Source organism: Pedobacter sp. (genome assembly GCF_965227205.1).
Lineage (GTDB): Bacteria > Bacteroidota > Bacteroidia > Sphingobacteriales > Sphingobacteriaceae > Pedobacter.
Genome location: NZ_OZ245727.1, coordinates 2,421,880 through 2,439,076, shown reverse-complemented (window position 1 = coordinate 2,439,076; position 17,197 = coordinate 2,421,880). Strand labels below are relative to the sequence as shown.

Annotated in this window: 15 protein-coding genes; 6 read left to right on the top strand and 9 right to left on the bottom strand. The window is 34.8% G+C overall.

Annotated features, from left to right (window positions below):
* Position 1: 1 nt before the first annotated feature.
* From ACO05K_RS10195 to hisG, 9 genes are all read right to left on the bottom strand, one after another.
* Positions 2–901: a WD40 repeat domain-containing protein gene (locus ACO05K_RS10195; RefSeq protein WP_421944337.1), complete on the bottom strand. Its 900-nt coding sequence runs from the start codon at positions 899–901 to the stop codon at positions 2–4.
* A gap of 580 nt (positions 902–1,481) precedes the next feature.
* The gene (gene hisIE / locus ACO05K_RS10190; RefSeq protein WP_421944336.1) at positions 1,482–2,084 is read right to left on the bottom strand and encodes a bifunctional phosphoribosyl-AMP cyclohydrolase/phosphoribosyl-ATP diphosphatase HisIE; all 603 of its coding nucleotides are present in this window, start codon (positions 2,082–2,084) and stop codon (positions 1,482–1,484) included.
* Between the two features lie 152 nt (positions 2,085–2,236).
* Entirely contained in the window at positions 2,237–2,992 is a 756-nt protein-coding gene (gene hisF, locus ACO05K_RS10185) for an imidazole glycerol phosphate synthase subunit HisF (protein ID WP_421944335.1), read from the bottom strand.
* 105 nt (positions 2,993–3,097) lie between these two features.
* Positions 3,098–3,847: a 1-(5-phosphoribosyl)-5-[(5-phosphoribosylamino)methylideneamino]imidazole-4-carboxamide isomerase gene (hisA, locus tag ACO05K_RS10180; protein WP_421944334.1), complete on the bottom strand. Its 750-nt coding sequence runs from the start codon at positions 3,845–3,847 to the stop codon at positions 3,098–3,100.
* A 1-nt stretch (position 3,848) separates the two neighbouring features.
* Positions 3,849–4,442 (bottom strand): imidazole glycerol phosphate synthase subunit HisH, encoded by a 594-nt coding sequence (gene hisH, locus ACO05K_RS10175; RefSeq protein ID WP_421946292.1) that lies wholly within the window; start codon positions 4,440–4,442, stop codon positions 3,849–3,851.
* 80 nt (positions 4,443–4,522) lie between these two features.
* Positions 4,523–5,656 carry a bifunctional histidinol-phosphatase/imidazoleglycerol-phosphate dehydratase HisB gene (gene hisB / locus ACO05K_RS10170; protein WP_421944333.1) on the bottom strand — a complete coding sequence of 378 codons (1,134 nt, stop codon included), beginning with the start codon at positions 5,654–5,656 and terminating at the stop codon, positions 4,523–4,525.
* Positions 5,657–5,659: 3 nt separating this feature from the next.
* Positions 5,660–6,748, bottom strand: a complete 1,089-nt coding sequence (gene hisC, locus ACO05K_RS10165; RefSeq protein ID WP_421944332.1) for a histidinol-phosphate transaminase — start codon at positions 6,746–6,748, stop codon at positions 5,660–5,662.
* A 41-nt stretch (positions 6,749–6,789) separates the two neighbouring features.
* Positions 6,790–8,067 carry a histidinol dehydrogenase gene (gene hisD, locus ACO05K_RS10160; RefSeq protein WP_421944331.1) on the bottom strand — a complete coding sequence of 426 codons (1,278 nt, stop codon included), beginning with the start codon at positions 8,065–8,067 and terminating at the stop codon, positions 6,790–6,792.
* 59 nt (positions 8,068–8,126) lie between these two features.
* Positions 8,127–8,978, bottom strand: a complete 852-nt coding sequence (hisG, locus tag ACO05K_RS10155) for an ATP phosphoribosyltransferase (RefSeq protein ID WP_421944330.1) — start codon at positions 8,976–8,978, stop codon at positions 8,127–8,129.
* 276 nt (positions 8,979–9,254) lie between these two features.
* On the opposite strand from hisG, the gene ACO05K_RS10150 reads away from it, so the two are divergent.
* From ACO05K_RS10150 to ACO05K_RS10125, 6 genes are all read left to right on the top strand, one after another.
* The gene (locus ACO05K_RS10150; RefSeq protein WP_421944329.1) at positions 9,255–10,817 is read left to right on the top strand and encodes a L,D-transpeptidase family protein; all 1,563 of its coding nucleotides are present in this window, start codon (positions 9,255–9,257) and stop codon (positions 10,815–10,817) included.
* 107 nt (positions 10,818–10,924) lie between these two features.
* Positions 10,925–12,472 (top strand): L,D-transpeptidase family protein, encoded by a 1,548-nt coding sequence (locus ACO05K_RS10145; RefSeq protein ID WP_421944328.1) that lies wholly within the window; start codon positions 10,925–10,927, stop codon positions 12,470–12,472.
* An 18-nt stretch (positions 12,473–12,490) separates the two neighbouring features.
* A complete protein-coding gene (locus tag ACO05K_RS10140; protein ID WP_421944327.1) occupies positions 12,491–12,895 on the top strand; it encodes a hypothetical protein in 405 nt (134 codons plus the stop codon).
* A 65-nt stretch (positions 12,896–12,960) separates the two neighbouring features.
* Positions 12,961–13,731, top strand: a complete 771-nt coding sequence (locus ACO05K_RS10135; protein ID WP_421944326.1) for a TlpA family protein disulfide reductase — start codon at positions 12,961–12,963, stop codon at positions 13,729–13,731.
* Between the two features lie 165 nt (positions 13,732–13,896).
* Positions 13,897–15,936: a BatA domain-containing protein gene (locus ACO05K_RS10130; protein ID WP_421944325.1), complete on the top strand. Its 2,040-nt coding sequence runs from the start codon at positions 13,897–13,899 to the stop codon at positions 15,934–15,936.
* A complete protein-coding gene (locus ACO05K_RS10125; RefSeq protein WP_421944324.1) occupies positions 15,933–17,189 on the top strand; it encodes a dihydroorotase in 1,257 nt (418 codons plus the stop codon). Before ACO05K_RS10130 ends, ACO05K_RS10125 begins: the two co-directional genes overlap by 4 nt.
* Positions 17,190–17,197 lie beyond the last annotated feature (8 nt).

Below are 17,197 nucleotides of genomic sequence, written 5' to 3'. Positions count from 1 at the left end.
ACTAACCTTCCATCTCCCAAACCATCACTTGCCTATCGTCGCCTGTAGAGATTAAATATTTCCCATCATTACTCCACATCATTTTATTAATCGAGTGTGTGTGACCAATGCCAGCTTTTTCCAAGCTTAAAATTTTGTAGAGTTTAAAGTTTTCAGCATCCCAAATTTTAATGCTTTTATCCTGACTGCTCGTTGCAAAATAGGGTAGGGTTGGATGAAAAGCAATATCATAAACGGTAAACATGTGCGCAGGTATGGTTTGCAGCAGTTCGTAATTCGGCAAATTCCAGATTTTTAATTGTGCATCTCTGCTGCCAGAGATTAAATATTTTCCTTCGGGATGATAAGCTAAAGAAGTAACTGGTAAAGTATGACTGTCTAGATTTTGCTTTACGCTATAATCAGAAAGGTTGTAGATTTTAACCAAATGGTCTTTACAACCAAAAGCAATTTCTGTTTCATCAGGAGAAATGGCAATCGCCCGAACGGTATCATAAGCTGCCTGAAAACGATAAATTTCGCTAAAATCATCGAGCGACCAAACCGCAACCGTTCCATCTTCACCCGTGGTTAAAAGTTCGTTTTTAGTTTTAACAGTTTGAATATTGAAAATTGGTTTGGTGTGTGCATTAATTCTTGCAATTACTTTTTCCGCTTTAAAATCGTAAACGCTAAATGCCCCACTTCGTTCTCCAACAATAAGTTGGTTATTGTAGTAATGTAAATAATAAACAGAGCTTTGCACGGGTAATTTAACCTTTACAAAAGCCATTGTTTCTAGCGACCATTCTACAACACCCTTATCATTTCCAGCGCTAAAAAATGTATTATTCTCATCTGAATTTGCCAAAGCATAAACAGGGTTTTGATGGCCAGAAAAGGTTTTAAGGTGTTTAAGCATGTCGTTGTGAGTTTTCTGTTATCGGTTTCCTGTTAAAGCGTTGAGGAAACAATTGTATTCCTATTTTAATTGGAGATGTCGGTTCGCTCTAAATGCCATGACAAATTGAAGAACAATAAGGACATCGAAAAATATCCTAAATCCAACAAAATAGATTGGAGGCCCAAAAGTTATCTCTTTTGATGATAATGAAGCAAGCAATACTTGACAAGTAATCAAGATAGAAACCGCCGAAAAAAATATACTTAAGAAGCCTAAATATAAATGCCATTTTTCAAACTTCAGGCTATTTTTTATAAAATGGAATAATGTAACCCAATTGAAAAATATAGATGGTAGGATAAGGGCTAAATCGAGGTAATTATTATTGCTTTTCAAGATTGCAATTAAAATTATCCCTAAAAAAAGATTTAGATAACTGATGAATTTAAGCATGTGGGTTTGAAGTTCTTTTGTGTTCTTTAAATTTTAGCTATACAGTGCCATCGTCAACCTGAATTTATTTCAGGTTATTATATGTGTTACTAAGATGTTGATTCCGTATGTACGGAACAGCATGACGTAGGAATCAATCTATAACTTACTTATGTCTTTTCTCTAAATTCTTTGCAATATCCTGAATAGATAAGCCTTTCTCTTTCAACAAAAACAACAAGTGAAAAACCAAGTCAGATGCTTCGCCGATTAACTCTTCTTCTGTTTCAGCCAATGCAGCAATTACGGTTTCAATGCCTTCTTCACCAACCTTTTGTGCGATTTTGTTTAAGCCCTTGCTACGCATTTTATTGATATAAGAACCCTCAACAGGATTTTCATATCTATCCGTAATAATGTTCTCCAGTTCAAAAATGAAATTTTGATTATACTCCGTTTTGAAACAGCTGCGGCTTCCTGTATGGCAAGTCGGACCAACAGCATCCGCTTTAATTAGTATAGTGTCGTTGTCACAATCAACAAAAAGCTCCTTTACATAAAGGAAGTTGTTGCTAGTTTCGCCTTTAGTCCAAAGGCGGTTTTTTGAGCGTGAAAAGAACGTAACTTTGCCTTCTGCTTGGGTTTTTTCCAAAGCTTCGGCATTCATGTAACCAAGCATTAAAACCTCTAAAGTTTTTTCGTCTTGAATGATTACGGGAAGTAACCCTTCAGTTTTTCCCCAATCCAGAGATTGTATATCAATATTCATTTTTATAATGTTGCCGTCATTGCGAGGCACGAAGCAATCCTAAAGCGATGGGTTTTTATTTGCCTGCTAAAGTGGTAAGATTGCTTCGTGCCTCGCAATGACGAGTGTATGTTATGAACTCACGACTTAAAACTCGCGACCCCGAACTTAATTTATATTCTCACTGGAATATTATTTCTTCTCAATTCTTGCTTTAAATCAGGAATCAGAATTTCGCCATAATGAAATACAGATGCCGCAAGTGCTGCATCAACATTTGCTTTTTGGAAAACCTCTGTAAAGTGTTCCATACTTCCTGCACCGCCCGAAGCAATAATCGGAATGTTAATCATCTGATTCACTTTGCTAAGCAATCCGCAGTCGAAACCGGCTTTAGTACCATCATGGTCCATTGAAGTGAGCAAAATTTCTCCTGCACCTAAATCTTCAGCCTGTTTAATCCAGGTTTCGGTTTCCAATTCCGTAATTAATCGACCACCATTTAAGTGAACCATGTTTTTGCCATCCACAAATTTTGTGTCGACAGCCAAAACCACAAACTGCACTCCGAATGCTTTTGCCAATTCTTCAATTAATTTTGGATTACGAACAGCTGCCGAATTGATGCTGATTTTATCTGCACCAGCATTTAATAAAGCTTCTGCATCAGCAAGTTCTGTAATGCCACCACCAATGGTAAACGGAATATTCAGCTGTCGAGCAACTGATTTAACCATTTCAATCATCGTTTTTCTACGTTCGTGAGTGGCCGTGATATCCAGAAAAACCAACTCATCGGCACCTTGTTGTGCATATTGGGCGGCTAATTCTACAGGGTCGCCTGCATCACGTAAATCAACAAAGTTTACACCTTTAACCGTGCGACCGTCTTTAACATCGAGACAGGGGATTATTCTTTTGCTCAGCATTTGTTTGGGTTTTCGTCATTGCGAGGCACGAAGCAATAAAGCATCAGACTATCGTTGTAAGATTGCTTCGTGCCTCGCAATGACGAGTGTATTAAAAATTCTCTCTTATATACTACTCAACATCTTCAAATTCCAGTCTTTCACTTGTTCAATCGTAATCCTGTCCTCATAAATCGCCTTTCCAACCACTACACTTCTAATTGGATATTTTGCTAATTCATAAATATCATCCATCGAACTTACACCGCCCGATGCAATTAATTTTATCATTGGCGAATGTTCTAACAGCTTTTTGTATAACTCAACCGCTGCACCACCCAATTTTCCATCCTTACTAATATCAGTGCACAAGAAACGGAAGAAACCTAAAGCCAAGCATTTATCCACGTAATCCATTAATTTAATCGGCGAACTTTCCATCCAACCCGAATATTTAATCACTTCGTCTAAAACATCAATGGCAATAACAATGCGATTAGCATAATTGTCTTTTTTAGCAAAAGCCTCACTAAGTTGCTGCAAAAATTCTGGATTGGTAATGGCTTGCGTACCCACAATAACACGATGAATTCCTGCATCAAGCAAATTGGTCACTTGCTCAATCGTACGGATTCCGCCACCATATTGCACTTTCATTTCGGTTTTCTTAATGATTTCGAAAAGAGATTTCTGGTTGCTGAAATCGCCTTTAGCGCCATTTAAATCAATAATATGAATGAAATCTGTTCCATTTGAACGGTATTTTTCTATCATTTCAGCAATAGAAACATCGTACTCAGTTTTTTGGTTGTAATCGCCTTCACGCAGACGAACAACTTTTCCATCCAGAATATCAATAGCAGGAATTATGTACATTTTATAAGCTTAAGTTTGAAAAATTTTTTAATATCTGTTCGCCAGCTTTGCCCGATTTTTCGGGATGAAACTGGACGCCATAAAAGTTGTCCTTTTGCACCGCTGCCGAAAATTTCAGTCCATAATTGGCAGAGGCGATGTCAAAAATAGGGTTATATTCAATAAAGTACGAATGAACGAAGTAAAATTGTGCATTATCTTCAACACCCTCAAATAACGAATTGTTTTTATGCTGAACGGCATTCCATCCCATGTGTGGGATTTTGATATTCAGCGACTTATCGAATTTTTTGGTTTTGACAGGAACAATATCCAACAATGCCGCATCGCCCTCTTCTGAGTGTTCGGTAATCAGTTGCATGCCCACACATATGCCCAAAACAGGTTTTTTTAAAGCTTTAATCGCTTCAATTAAACCCGTGTGTTTTAGTTTTTCCATCGCCGAACCTGCATGGCCAACCCCTGGGATGATGATATGGCTATATTTTTCCAAGTCAGCTTCGGTGTTTATCATGCCGTATTGCACGTCTAAGCGCTCCAAAGCTGCGGTTAAAGAAAAAATATTGCCAGCGCCGTAATTTACTATTCCAATCATATTTTTTTGATTAAAGAGGAAGGAACAAGGAATAAGGACTACAGGTCTTTGTTCTTTGCTCATTAATCCTTGTTCTTTATTTATAAAAGCCCCTTCGTACTCGGTAAGACCATTTTCTCTGCATCACGCTTAATCGCCATTTTTATCGCTTTTGCGAAAGCTTTAAATATAGCTTCAATTTTATGATGTTCGTTATCGCCTTCAGCTTTAATGTTCAAATTGCATTTAGCAGCATCGCTAAACGATTTAAAGAAGTGGTAAAACATCTCTGTAGGCATATCGCCAACTTTTTCACGTTTAAATTCAGCATCCCAAACAATCCAGTTTCTGCCTCCAAAATCGATGGCAACCTGCGCTAAACAATCATCCATTGGCAAACAAAAGCCATAACGCTCAATGCCAAGCTTATTACCCAATCCTTTTGCAAAAGCTTCACCAAGTGCAATTCCAGTATCTTCAATCGTGTGATGCTCATCAATATGTAAATCGCCTTTGGCAATTACTTCCAAATCTACACTTCCATGTCTGGCAATTTGGTCGAGCATGTGGTCGAAAAAGTTTAAACCCGTTTCAATTTTGGCTTTTCCGGTTCCATCCAAATCCAAATTAATGGTAATATCGGTTTCATTCGTTTTACGCACATGGTTAATTTTTCTACTTCCGGCTTTAAGCAAGTTGTAAATGTCTTCCCATTTTTGTGTTTCCAAAATAATGATGTCCAATAAAGTTTCATGTTTATCCAAAGCTTCGGTAGAACCCAGTGCATCATTCTGGCGAAGAAAAATTGCTTTTGCACCTAAATTTTTAGCCAACACTACATCATTCAATCTATCTCCAATAACGTACGAATTTTTCAAATCGTAATCTTCGCTAAAATATTTTGTCAATAATGCTGTTCCAGGTTTGCGGGTAGGAGCGTTGTCTTTTGCAAAAGTTCTGTCGATAACAATTTCGCTAAAATTTACACCTTCTCCTGCAAAAGTGTCCAACATGAAATTATGAATCGGCCAGAAATTTTCTTCAGAATTTGAAGGTGTTCCCAAGCCATCCTGGTTGGTAACCATCACCAATTCGTAATCCATTTCGCTAGCAATCTTCGAAAGGTAATACAGTGAGCGAGGATAAAATTTCAGCTTCGCGAAACTGTCTACCTGTTCATCATCAGGTTCGATATTTAAAGTTCCGTCTCTATCTATAAATAATACTTTCTTCATCTTTTAGAAATTTTTCAGAATGGTTAACAGTTTATCATTTTCTTCTTTCGTGCCAACAGTAATTCTTAAACAGCCTTCACACAAAATCACTTTCGAACGGTCGCGGACGATGATTCCCTCCTCAACCAAAGTGTCGTAAATTTTAGTCGCATCCGTAACCTCAGCTAAGATAAAATTTGCATCCGATGGATAAACTTTTGTAACGATTTTCAGGTTGTTTAATTCGATAGAAAGGCGCTGTCTTTCGGCAACAGATTCTCTAATCCAATCGTTTACTTGAGCGATATTTTTTATTGCTTCGAAAGCTAAATCTTGTGTAGCTTGATTGATGTTATAAGGTGGCTTAATTTTGTTCAAAACATCAATCACTTTTCGTGATGAAAACGCCATTCCTAGACGCAAAGCGGCGAGGCCCCAAGCCTTAGAAAATGTTTGCAAAACAACCAGGTTTCCGTACTCCGTTAACTCCTGAATAAAGGTCTTCTGACGAGCATAATTTATGTATGCTTCATCCACTACAACGATACCTTTGAAGTTCGTTAAAATCGTTTCAATATCTTCTCGATTTATCGAATTTCCTGTCGGATTATTTGGCGAGCAAATGAAAATTATTTTAGTGTTTTTATCAATCGTTTCTGCAATTTTTTCTAAGTCCAATTGGAAGTTTGGAAGTAGGTTTACTTTGCGGATTTCTACATCATTGATGTTCGCTGAAACTTCATACATTCCGTATGTCGGCGGCAGAATAATCACGTTATCTTTTCCAGGATTACAGAAAGCACGATACAATAAATCAATTGCTTCGTCGCTTCCGTTTCCTAAGAAAGTGTTTTCAATCGGCACTCCTTTAATTTTGCTAATGGCATCCTTTAAATCCAGTTGCAATGGGTCGGGGTAGCGGTTATAATTGGCAGGTAGGGGAGAACCATAGCTGTTTTCGTTCGCATCTAAAAATACCGATGCCTGACCTTTAAACTCATCTCTGGCGGTAGAGTATGGTTTTAGGTTTTTTATATTTTCTCTAACTAAATCGTTAATGTCCATTTTTAGTGGTTGTTTAGGTTTTGGTTTTTTAGTTGTTTGGTTTGTCATTCGCTTGTATCGAAACAACTACTAACTAAAAAACCAACAAACTATTTTAATCTTATGGTTATTGCGTTCTTATGAGCCTCTAGTCCTTCAGACGCTGCAAGCGTTTCAACAGTAGCACCAATATTTTTTAATCCATTGGATGATAAATGCTGAAAGGTTATTTTCTTAAGGAAAGCATCAGTTGAAACCCCTGAATAGGCTTTAGCAAAGCCACTTGTAGGTAAAGTATGGTTGGTTCCTGAAGCATAATCTCCTGCGCTTTCTGGAGTAAGGTTTCCTAAAAACACCGAACCAGCGTTGATTATCAAAGGAATAAGGCTTTCGAAATTTTCAGTGGCTAAAATCAAATGTTCCGGAGCGTATTCATTAGAATAATCCATTGCTTCAGTTAAATTATCAACTAAAATAGCGTAAGAATTTTCAATTGCTTTAGCTGCTATTTCTTTCCTTTGAAGTATAGAAAGCTGATTTTCAATTTCTAAAAGTGTTTTTTCTATAATTTCGTTTGATGTAGAAACCAAAATAGACTGACTATCAGTTCCATGTTCTGCCTGCGCAAGTAAATCAGCAGCTACAAATGATGGGTTTGCGGTTTCATCAGCAATAACTAAAACCTCTGATGGACCAGCTGGCATATCAATCGCCACTTTATTTTGAACCATCGTTTTAGCGGTGGTAACATAACGATTACCAGGTCCGAATATTTTATAAACTTGCGGTACAGTTTCCGTTCCGAAAGCCATTGCTGCAACTGCCTGCGCACCTCCAATTAGGTAGATTCTTTCTATACCTAAAAATACAGCACAATATGCTAAATAACAGTTCGTTTTTCCATCACTTTGTGGTGGCGAGCAAACTACTATTTCTTTACACCCAGCAATAATTGCAGGCGTAGCCAACATTAAAAATGTGCTTGGTAAAACAGCAGTTCCACCAGGGATATACAAACCAACCTTTTCAATAGCTCTAGCTTCCCGCCAGCAAACCACACCAGGCATAGTTTCTATTTTATCTTCCGTTTTTAATTGAGATTGGTGAAAGGTTTTAATGTTCTGGTAAGCGGTTTCAATTGCTTTTTTTGCATCTGCTGGAATAGTTGAGGCAATGCTTTTTAATTCTTCGGCATCTAAATAAAGTTTTTCTAACTCCACTTTATCAAATACTTTTGCAAAATTAAACAGTGCTTTGTCACCATCATTTTTTACAGTTTTAATGATATCTGCAACACGTTCTTCAACCAATTTATCATCTTCAATTTGTCGCGAACACAGTTCTTCAATTTTTGATTTAGATAAATCTGTATAATTATAGACTTTCAATGTGTTATAATTTAAAATTAACTATTAGTTAATATGAATTTATACGTTTTTACGCTTTTTCAAGTAATTATTTTCTCAATTGGCATCACTAAAATACCTTCTGCACCCGCAGCTTTTAGGCTGTTAATTTTATCCCAAAAATCTTCTTCGGCAATTACAGAATGTACGGCAACCCAGTTCGGTTCGAACAACGGAACTACCGTCGGACTTTTAACACCTGGCAACAAATCGACAACTTTTTGCAGGTTATCTTTTGAAACATTTAGTACAACGTACTTGTTCGATTTTGCACTTAAAACTGAGCGAATTCTTTGTAGCAATTCTGCAACTTCAGGATTGTCAAGTATCGATTTATTTCCGATTAAAACAGCTTCCGATTGCATCACATCTGCGAACGGTTTTAGTCCGTTACTTTTTAAAGTTCCGCCTGTAGAAACGATATCAAAAATGGCATCACTTAAGCCCAAACCTGGTCCAATTTCTACCGAACCAGAGATGGTTCTAATATCTGATTTTATTCCTTTTTCTGTTAAGAATTTTTCGAGAATTACAGGGTAAGAAGTGGCGATTGCTTTGCCATTTAAATCCTCCAATTTTCGAATTTCGCTACCCGTTTGAACGGCGATTTTTAGGGTGCATTTTCCGAAGCCTAGGCGTTGTAAATATTCAACATTTGCTTTCGTTTCTGTAATCACATTTTCGCCAACAATTCCTAAATCGGCAATACCATCCTGAACATATTCTGGAATATCATCATCGCGAAGAAAGAGAATTTCTAATGGAAAATTTTGAACGGTTGATATTAAAGAGCTCTTATAGTTTTCGAAAGAAAGACCACAATTTTTTAATATTTCTACAGATTTTTCGTTTAACCTACCCGATTTCTGGATAGCAATTTTTAGTGTTTTCAAAGTATTGAATATAGAGTGTGCAAGAAATTATTCTACGGAAAAAAAGTTTTGAAGTACAAAACAAACATATCATATCGCCTAACGGCGATGATGCAAATGTAAGTGATGGTTCAAAGTTAATTTCATATGTTTATTTCTGCCAATATCAATGCTTTAGCTGATTAGCGAGGGCAAATATAGTGTTTGAAATGGTAAATCAAAAAATAATGGCACTTAATTTGCCACTATGGTGTTTTTAGTTGTTAGTACCTTATTTTTGCATTAAATTTTATCGCGTTGAAAAATTTTCGCTTTCTAGTTATTCCTGTTGTTTTATGTATTTCTGCCTGTGGATGGTTTAAACAACCACCAGAGATTGGAAAAGTATTATCAGAACACTTCAAAAACAAAATATACAAGGATTTTGATACCATTGCTTACGATAGTGTATTCGTTAAAACAATGGATGATTTATCAGAATCATTTATAAATCCTAAAACCATTAAGGCTTTCTATGCATCAGATGCGAACGAACCAAAAATGGTAACTAAATTCTACATAAACGGGGAATTGGATACGCTGGTAAATTATCTTCAGAATAGTAAAATTCATGGTTTCAATCCCGAAGTTTTTAAAACAAATGAAATTAAAGCTTTATTGGGTGAACTAACCTCCAATAAATTTAAAACTGTTGATGAAAGCTATCCTGTTATTGCTAAGCTAGAGTTATTAACCGCAAATGCATATTTAAATTATAATAACTTTTTAAGATATGGGGTTGTAAATCCACGTAATATTTTTTCGAGATATTACATTAAAGTTAAACGCCCCGATAGTTTAAATATGAGCAAGCTGTTGAGCACAGAAAGTTTGATTGATAGCTTAAGAAATGCTCAACCAAAATCGGCTCAATATAAAGGTTTGCAAAATGCTTATTTGAATGCAAAAGGTGAAGATGAAAAGCGAATATTGCTTCTAAATATGGAACGTTTTCGTTGGCAAATGCCAGAAACCGGTACTAATTATGTTCAGGTAAATATTCCTGATTTTAAGCTTACCTGGTTTGATAATCAGGATACAGTAATTACAATGAAAGTTTGTGTTGGCGGAAAGCGTGAAAACGGCTACGAAGAAAAGTTAAAAGCTTTTGCAAAATCTGGTAATTTAGATGATAAACCTAAAAATCATGAAACACCTTTACTATTTAGTAAAATTAATTCCATTCAGGCAAATCCGGTTTGGAATATTCCGGTGAGTATTGCGCAAAGCGAAATTTATTGGATGGCCAGAAAAGACCGTTACTACTTATCAAATAGTAATATAAATGTGTATTACAAGGATAAATTGATAGGCGAGCCTGATACCATTAACTGGAACAGATACTCGAGAGAAAAATTACCATTTAAGTTTAAACAAGGCTCGGGCGGTGGAAATGCATTGGGTAAATTCAAATTTATTTTTGATAATAGTTCTAGCATTTATCTGCATGATACTAACAATAAAAATGGGTTTAATTTAAGCAACAGGGCTATTAGTCATGGTTGTGTGCGCATAGAAAAGCCTTTAGAGTTTGCTGAGAAATTAGTTGGTGATGATTACACTTACGATAAGCTGAGGGCAGAAGTAGATTTGCCTCCCGTTGATAGTACTCGTAATAAATGGTATAAAAGGCGTTTGGCAGCAAAAGCAGATACGACTAAAGCCTTTAAATTAAAACCAGCCTGGTTTGGGCCGAAGAAAGCAGTTCCTCTTTTAATTACATATTTCACAGCATGGCCCCAAAATGGTAAAATAGAGTATCGTCCGGATGTTTACCAAATGGATGAAAAGCTTTGGATAGCCATGAAAAAAACAAGATAAATACCTTTAACGGTTTTAGAAATTCTTCCCTGGTATTTCTAAATCACCAATAGTAAAATTATACATCCCAAATAAAATGATTAATTCTTTTTTAGCGGATTTATATTTTGAAAACTTTTATTGCCATTTTTTTTCCTGCAGCTTTAATTTACTTTTTTGTTGCTTACAAGTTTAAACCCTCAACAGGCGAGTTGCTTGCTGAAAGTTTGGGCAAAGAGATTTATATGGACTTCGATTCGGTTAAATACGATTCTGTTTTCGTTAATGAATTTAATAGTTTGTGTAAGCGAAATGAAAATGTTTCATCGTTAAAGAAATATTTTAATAATAATGTTAATCCAGATTTCATCATCCGGTTTTTCGGAGCTAAAGGTTTAGATTCTTTAACGAATCATCTTGATAATAGTTTTGTTCATGGCTTTAATCCCGAAACTTTTCACACTAAAGAGATTAAAGATTTAATAATCGCATTAAAAGCAAATAATTTTAATAACGTTGATGAGAGTTATTCTAAGCTTGCTCAATTGGAAATCCTTTCGTCTTATGCTTTTGTAAAGTATTCCAGCTATTTAAAGTTTGGCGTTGTTAATCCGAAAAAAATCTATTTGAGGTATAGTATTGATGTAAAGCAGGCTGATAGTTTATTTATTCCTCAGATGTTGTCATCTGTAAATATTGTTGATACTCTAAACACAATTCAAAATAAATCAAAGCAATATGTGGCATTGCAAAAAGCATATTTAAGTTCGAAAAATGATTCTTTAAGGAAAATTTTGGCAGTAAATATGGAGCGTTTAAGATGGGTTCTTCCTTTAAAATCTGATAAATATATCCAGGTTAATATACCAGATTTTCGATTGGTTTATTTTAATGGCGAGGATACCATAACCACAATGAAGGTTTGTGTTGGCGAAAAAAGAGATACGGATTACGATAAGAAAATAAAAATTTACGAAAAAACAGGCGATTTAGAGGATAAGCCCAATAATAGAGAAACGCCTCAACTATTTAGCAATATAAAAACCATCTATTCAAACCCCGAATGGAATATTCCGGAGAGTATAGCGCAAACGGAAATATACACCATGGCAAGGCGAAATTCCAGTTATTTACGTCGACACAATATTTTAGTTTACCATAAAAATAAGTTAATCGAAAATCCATCAAGCATACGATGGTATAAATACGATAGAAAAAAACTTCCATTTCTGTTTGTTCAACAATCTGGGCCAGGCAATTCATTAGGTAAACTGAAATTTATGTTTCCAAATACAAGCAGTGTTTATTTACATGATACTAACGTTAAAAGTGCTTTCAAATTAAATAACAGAGCAATTAGTCATGGTTGCATTCGCTTAGAAAAACCATTACAACTTGCTTGGCATATTATGGATAATGAAACAAATTTTGAAAAAATTAGAACAGAACTTGGTTTAAAACCACTGGTAGAAACTGCAGAAAAGAAAAATGTTGTTGTGAAACAAGATAAAACCGAAAAACCACCATTAAAGCCAATGCGATTTTTTCTTGATAATGAAACACCATTACTTATAACTTACCATACCGCATGGGCAAAAAATGGTAAAATAGAATATCGTAAGGATGTTTACCAAATGGATGATAAACTTTGGGTTGCTATGAAAATAATTAGATAGAAGCCGTAGATTTGCCAAATGCAAGAAACTCCAACTTTTAACCATCAAGCTGATATAGTAAATAGCGCAATTAGATTTATCAATTCTTGGTTTAAGCAATCAAAGTCTATTACAGAAGAACTAAACAATTTTTTTATGCTCCCGGGAAATAAAGTAATTAATAAAGCTGTAATTATTGGCAGATTGAAAGGGATTTTTGGTCAATTTGACGAGTTCGTTGGTGGACGATATGATATAATCGATGTTAATTTAGAGCTAATGGGCGAAGGTAAGGGAATGGGGTTTGTTGAAGGTGTTGCTGGTTATCGAGCTGTTTTAGGTAAGCAGTCTCAAATTATCAGCGGCCCATTTAAGTTATATTTTGCTTTACAAAGTGATGTATGGAAAATCGTAAATATCGAATTCCCGGGGTTTGCATATTAATTAAACTATTTTATTAGTTTAATTAAAAATCTTTGTAGATTGCAGTGAAATTATCGCCTGTAATCATGAAAAAAATCTTTAATATTGTTGTAGTACTATCAACATTGTTAATAATTGCTTGCTCAAGCAATTTGCAAAAACCCATTACACCTGCATCTGAAATTTTAGTAAATTCTGACACTTTTTGGAACTATTACTATAACCATGTAAACCTATCTGATGATTTTGTTGGTTATGATGAGAATAATAAGCTCTTAAATAGAAAGGAGTTTTTTTCTAAAATAGCACTTGGTTATTATCTACCCATTTCTTTAGAAACTCAAGACTCTATTAAGCATTACAAATTATATGAGATAACTACTGCTGTAGATTCAGAATTGCGAGATAATATAAAAAATGCACTCAAGCAAGATGTTAAGTTCTTTAACATGGAAGGTAAAACTATTCCAAAATTTGATTTCATTGACTTAAATGCTAAAATTTATAACTTAAAAACTACAAAAAATCAGTTAGTTGTTTTAAAGTTTTGGTTTATTGGTTGTGGTGCTTGTATAAAAGAAATGCCTGCGTTAAATAAATTGGTGGCAAAATATTCTAATAAGCCAAATGTTAAGTTTCTTAGTTTAGCTACTGATACAGAAAAACAACTCTATGATTTTTTTGAAAAAACAATTTTTTCTTACGCAACAGCATCTGTTAGTGATGATTATGTTGTAAATGAATTAGAAATTGAAGCATTTCCAACACACATGCTTGTAAAAAACGGAAAAATTCTGAGAGTTGTTAGTACTGAGAAACAACTTGAAGATGTTTTGTTAAGACAAGTTAAGCCCTAAAATTTATCTCAATTTTCAAAAGATAGGAATTCATAAAATATAGATTTTTTAAGTCATATATTTATTAGTAGAAAGTATATTTTATATTAATGGATATTACAAAATAATCTATTTATTACAATTGTAATTCGCCACTCTCCATAATTTTTCTATCTTTGATTTTTAATGAATTTCCTTTCTCCGGGCTTTCTTTTCGCACTATTATCGGTTGCAATTCCGGTTATCATCCATTTATTCAATTTCCGAAAATTTAAAAAGGTTTATTTCTCAAATGTTCAGCTTTTAAAAGAAGTAGAGCAACAAAATTCATCAAGAGAGAAACTCAAAAATCTACTTATCCTGCTATCGCGAATACTTGCTATTATATTTCTAGTATTGGCCTTTGCTCAACCATACATTCCTTTAAATAAAGAAAAAACTACGATTAGGGATAATGCGGTTAGCATCTACATCGATAATTCTTATAGCATGGATGCCATTAATAAAGATGGGAGCCTACTGGATGAAGCCAAAAGAAGTGCCAAGGAATTGATTAAAGGTTTTGGTTTAAATGATAGATTTCAGTTATTAACGAATGATTTTGAAGGTAAACATCAGCGCTTACTAAATAAGGAAGAGTTTGTAAAGGCGCTTGATGATGTCAAAATTTCATCAGCAAATAGAACTTTACAACAAATATTAAATAGACAAAACAATATATTAACTGGTTCGGCTAATAAGTACAGTTTTATAATATCCGATTTCCAAAAAAATATCTCTGACCAGAAGAAGTTAGATACCAAACAAGATATTCAATATTCATTTTTAAAGTTAAATGCTACTACTTTACCAAATATTGCTGTAGATAGTGTTTGGACATTGTCGCCAAATCATCAACCATTAGCAAATGAGCGTTTGGTTGTTCAACTGAAAAACTATTCTGACGATGATGCGAAAAACATCCCGTTGAAATTAAACATCAACAATCAGCAAAAAGCAATTGGTTCAGTAAATATTCTCGCAGGTAAAACAGTAAAAGACACTTTAAACTTTTCTGGTTTGGCAGCTGGCTGGCAAAAGGGAATTATTACCATTAAAGATTTTCCAATCACTTTTGATGATAGTCTTTTGTTCAGTTTTAAGGTTGATGAAAACTTTCCTGTATTAAACATTAGTGGAAATTCAACTCAAGATTACATTAAAGCACTTTTTAATGCTGATAAATATTACAAATTAACCAGCAGCCTCGAAAATAATATCAACTATAATAATTTCTCGAATTTCGGTTTAATCGTTTTAAATGGAATAAAAAATCCATCAACAGGATTGGCGCAACAGATAAAAACTTACGTTAATGGTGGCGGTACTGTTGTAATTTTTCCTGATTTAGATGCCGATTTGCAAGTTTACAATGCATTTTTAAACACATTGACACTTCCATCAATTCAGTCTATAAATACTACGTCAACAAAAGTTGATAAAATTGATTTACAAAATCCGGTGTTCAAAAGTGTTTTTGAGGAAGTGCCTAAAAACTTAGATTTACCTGTTGTTAATCGGTACTTCTCCTTTATTGAGAAAAACAGCGCCAACAAAGAAGATATTTTACAACTTCCCGGTGGAAAATTGTTTTTTGCTAAGTATGGAGTTGGCCAAGGAAATGTTTATTTATCAGCTTCCGGGCTAAATAAAACTGATGGTAACTTTGCAAGGCATCCAATTTTTGTGCCTTTGATGTATCGTTTAAGCTTAAATAGTGGAAACGAAGGCGATTTGTATTCTACCATTGGTAATGAGAATGTTCTTACGGGTAAAAACATTAGTATCGGTAAAAATCAAACTTTAAAATTATCGGCTAATAATTTTGAATCTATCCCCGATGTACGTTTTGCGCAAGGTAAAACTTTAATTTACACGGCCGACCAAATTAAAAATCCAGGCTTTTATAATTTAACATTGAACGACTCATTACTGGCTGTTTATAGTTTTAACAGCAATCGTTCAGAATCTGATATGCATTACTTAGGTAAAAATGCACTATCAAATTTTGCAGGAAAAAGTAATTTAAAAATTTATGATACGGATAAAGATGCAGTAAAATTAATTTCTGGTCGAAACCAAATTGGGCAAACTTTATGGAAACTTTGTCTAATTTTGTCGCTGATTTTTATTGCAGCAGAAATTCTGCTCATCCGATTTTTTAACAACCCTAAAAAAACAATATGAATCTCCTTGTAAAGCAGGTAACCATTGCCGACCCACAAAGTAAATTTAATAACCAGCAATGCGATGTTAGAATTACAGATGGTAAAATTGAAAGCATTGGTAAATTATCTGCTGAGAAAGATGAAACCGTTCTTGAAGCTAACGGAGCTTACCTAACACCTGGTTTTTTCGATTTAAATTGCGTAGCCGGCGACCCGGGTTTCGAAACCAAAGAAGATATTCAAACCTTATCGGCTGCTGCAAAGGCTGGTGGTTTTACAGGTTTGGCATTATTACCGCAAGCCAGTCCAGTTGTACAATCGAAATCTCAGGTAGAATACATTTTAAATAAATCAAAAGGTAATTTGATAGATATTTTACCAATCGGAGCAATCAGCCAAAACCGTGAGGCAAAAGAAATCGCAGAATTGTTTGATATGCAACAAGCCGGGGCAATTGCATTTTCTGACGGCGATAGAGCGATTCAGGATGATGGTTTTATGAGTCGTGCTTTACAATATGCCAAAGGTTTCGATGCACTTTTAATGGTTTATCCTGAAAATAAATCAATAGCGGGCAAATCGCAGATTAACGAAAGCAAAAACAGCGTTTTGCTTGGCATGAAAGGTTTACCGCCACTTGCCGAGGAAATGCATATTGCAAGAGATATATTTTTAGCCACTTATAACGATACTAAAATTCACATCAGCAATATTTCTACCGCCGGATCTGTGGCTTTAATCCGAAAAGCTAAAAAGGACGGCGTTAAAATTACCTGCGATGTTACAGCGCATCACCTTGTGTTTACCGAAGAATTGTTAGCAGATTTTGATAGTAATTACAAGGTTAAACCTCCGTTACGCAGCAAAGCTGATGTTAAAGCGCTTATCGCCGGACTAAAAGATGGCACAATCGACGCGATAATTTCGCAACATCGCCCTGAAGAAATCGAATTTAAAAATGTTGAATTTGAAATCGCCCATTACGGTATTATCGCTTTGCAAACAGTACTTCCATTATTAATTAAAGCAGGTTTGGATGTAACCTTAATTGCAGAAAAACTAGCCATAAACCCACGTAAATTGCTAAATTTAAATATTCCGGTAATTGAAGAAGGTGCTGATGCTAATTTGACGGTTTATGCTGCTGATGAAAAATGGATTTATAATTCAGCTACAAACTATTCAAAATCTGCCAATAATCCTTTGCTTGGAACAGAACTTACAGGCAAGGTTAAATTAGTTTATAATAATAATCAATACTTTAAAGATTAAAGAACAAA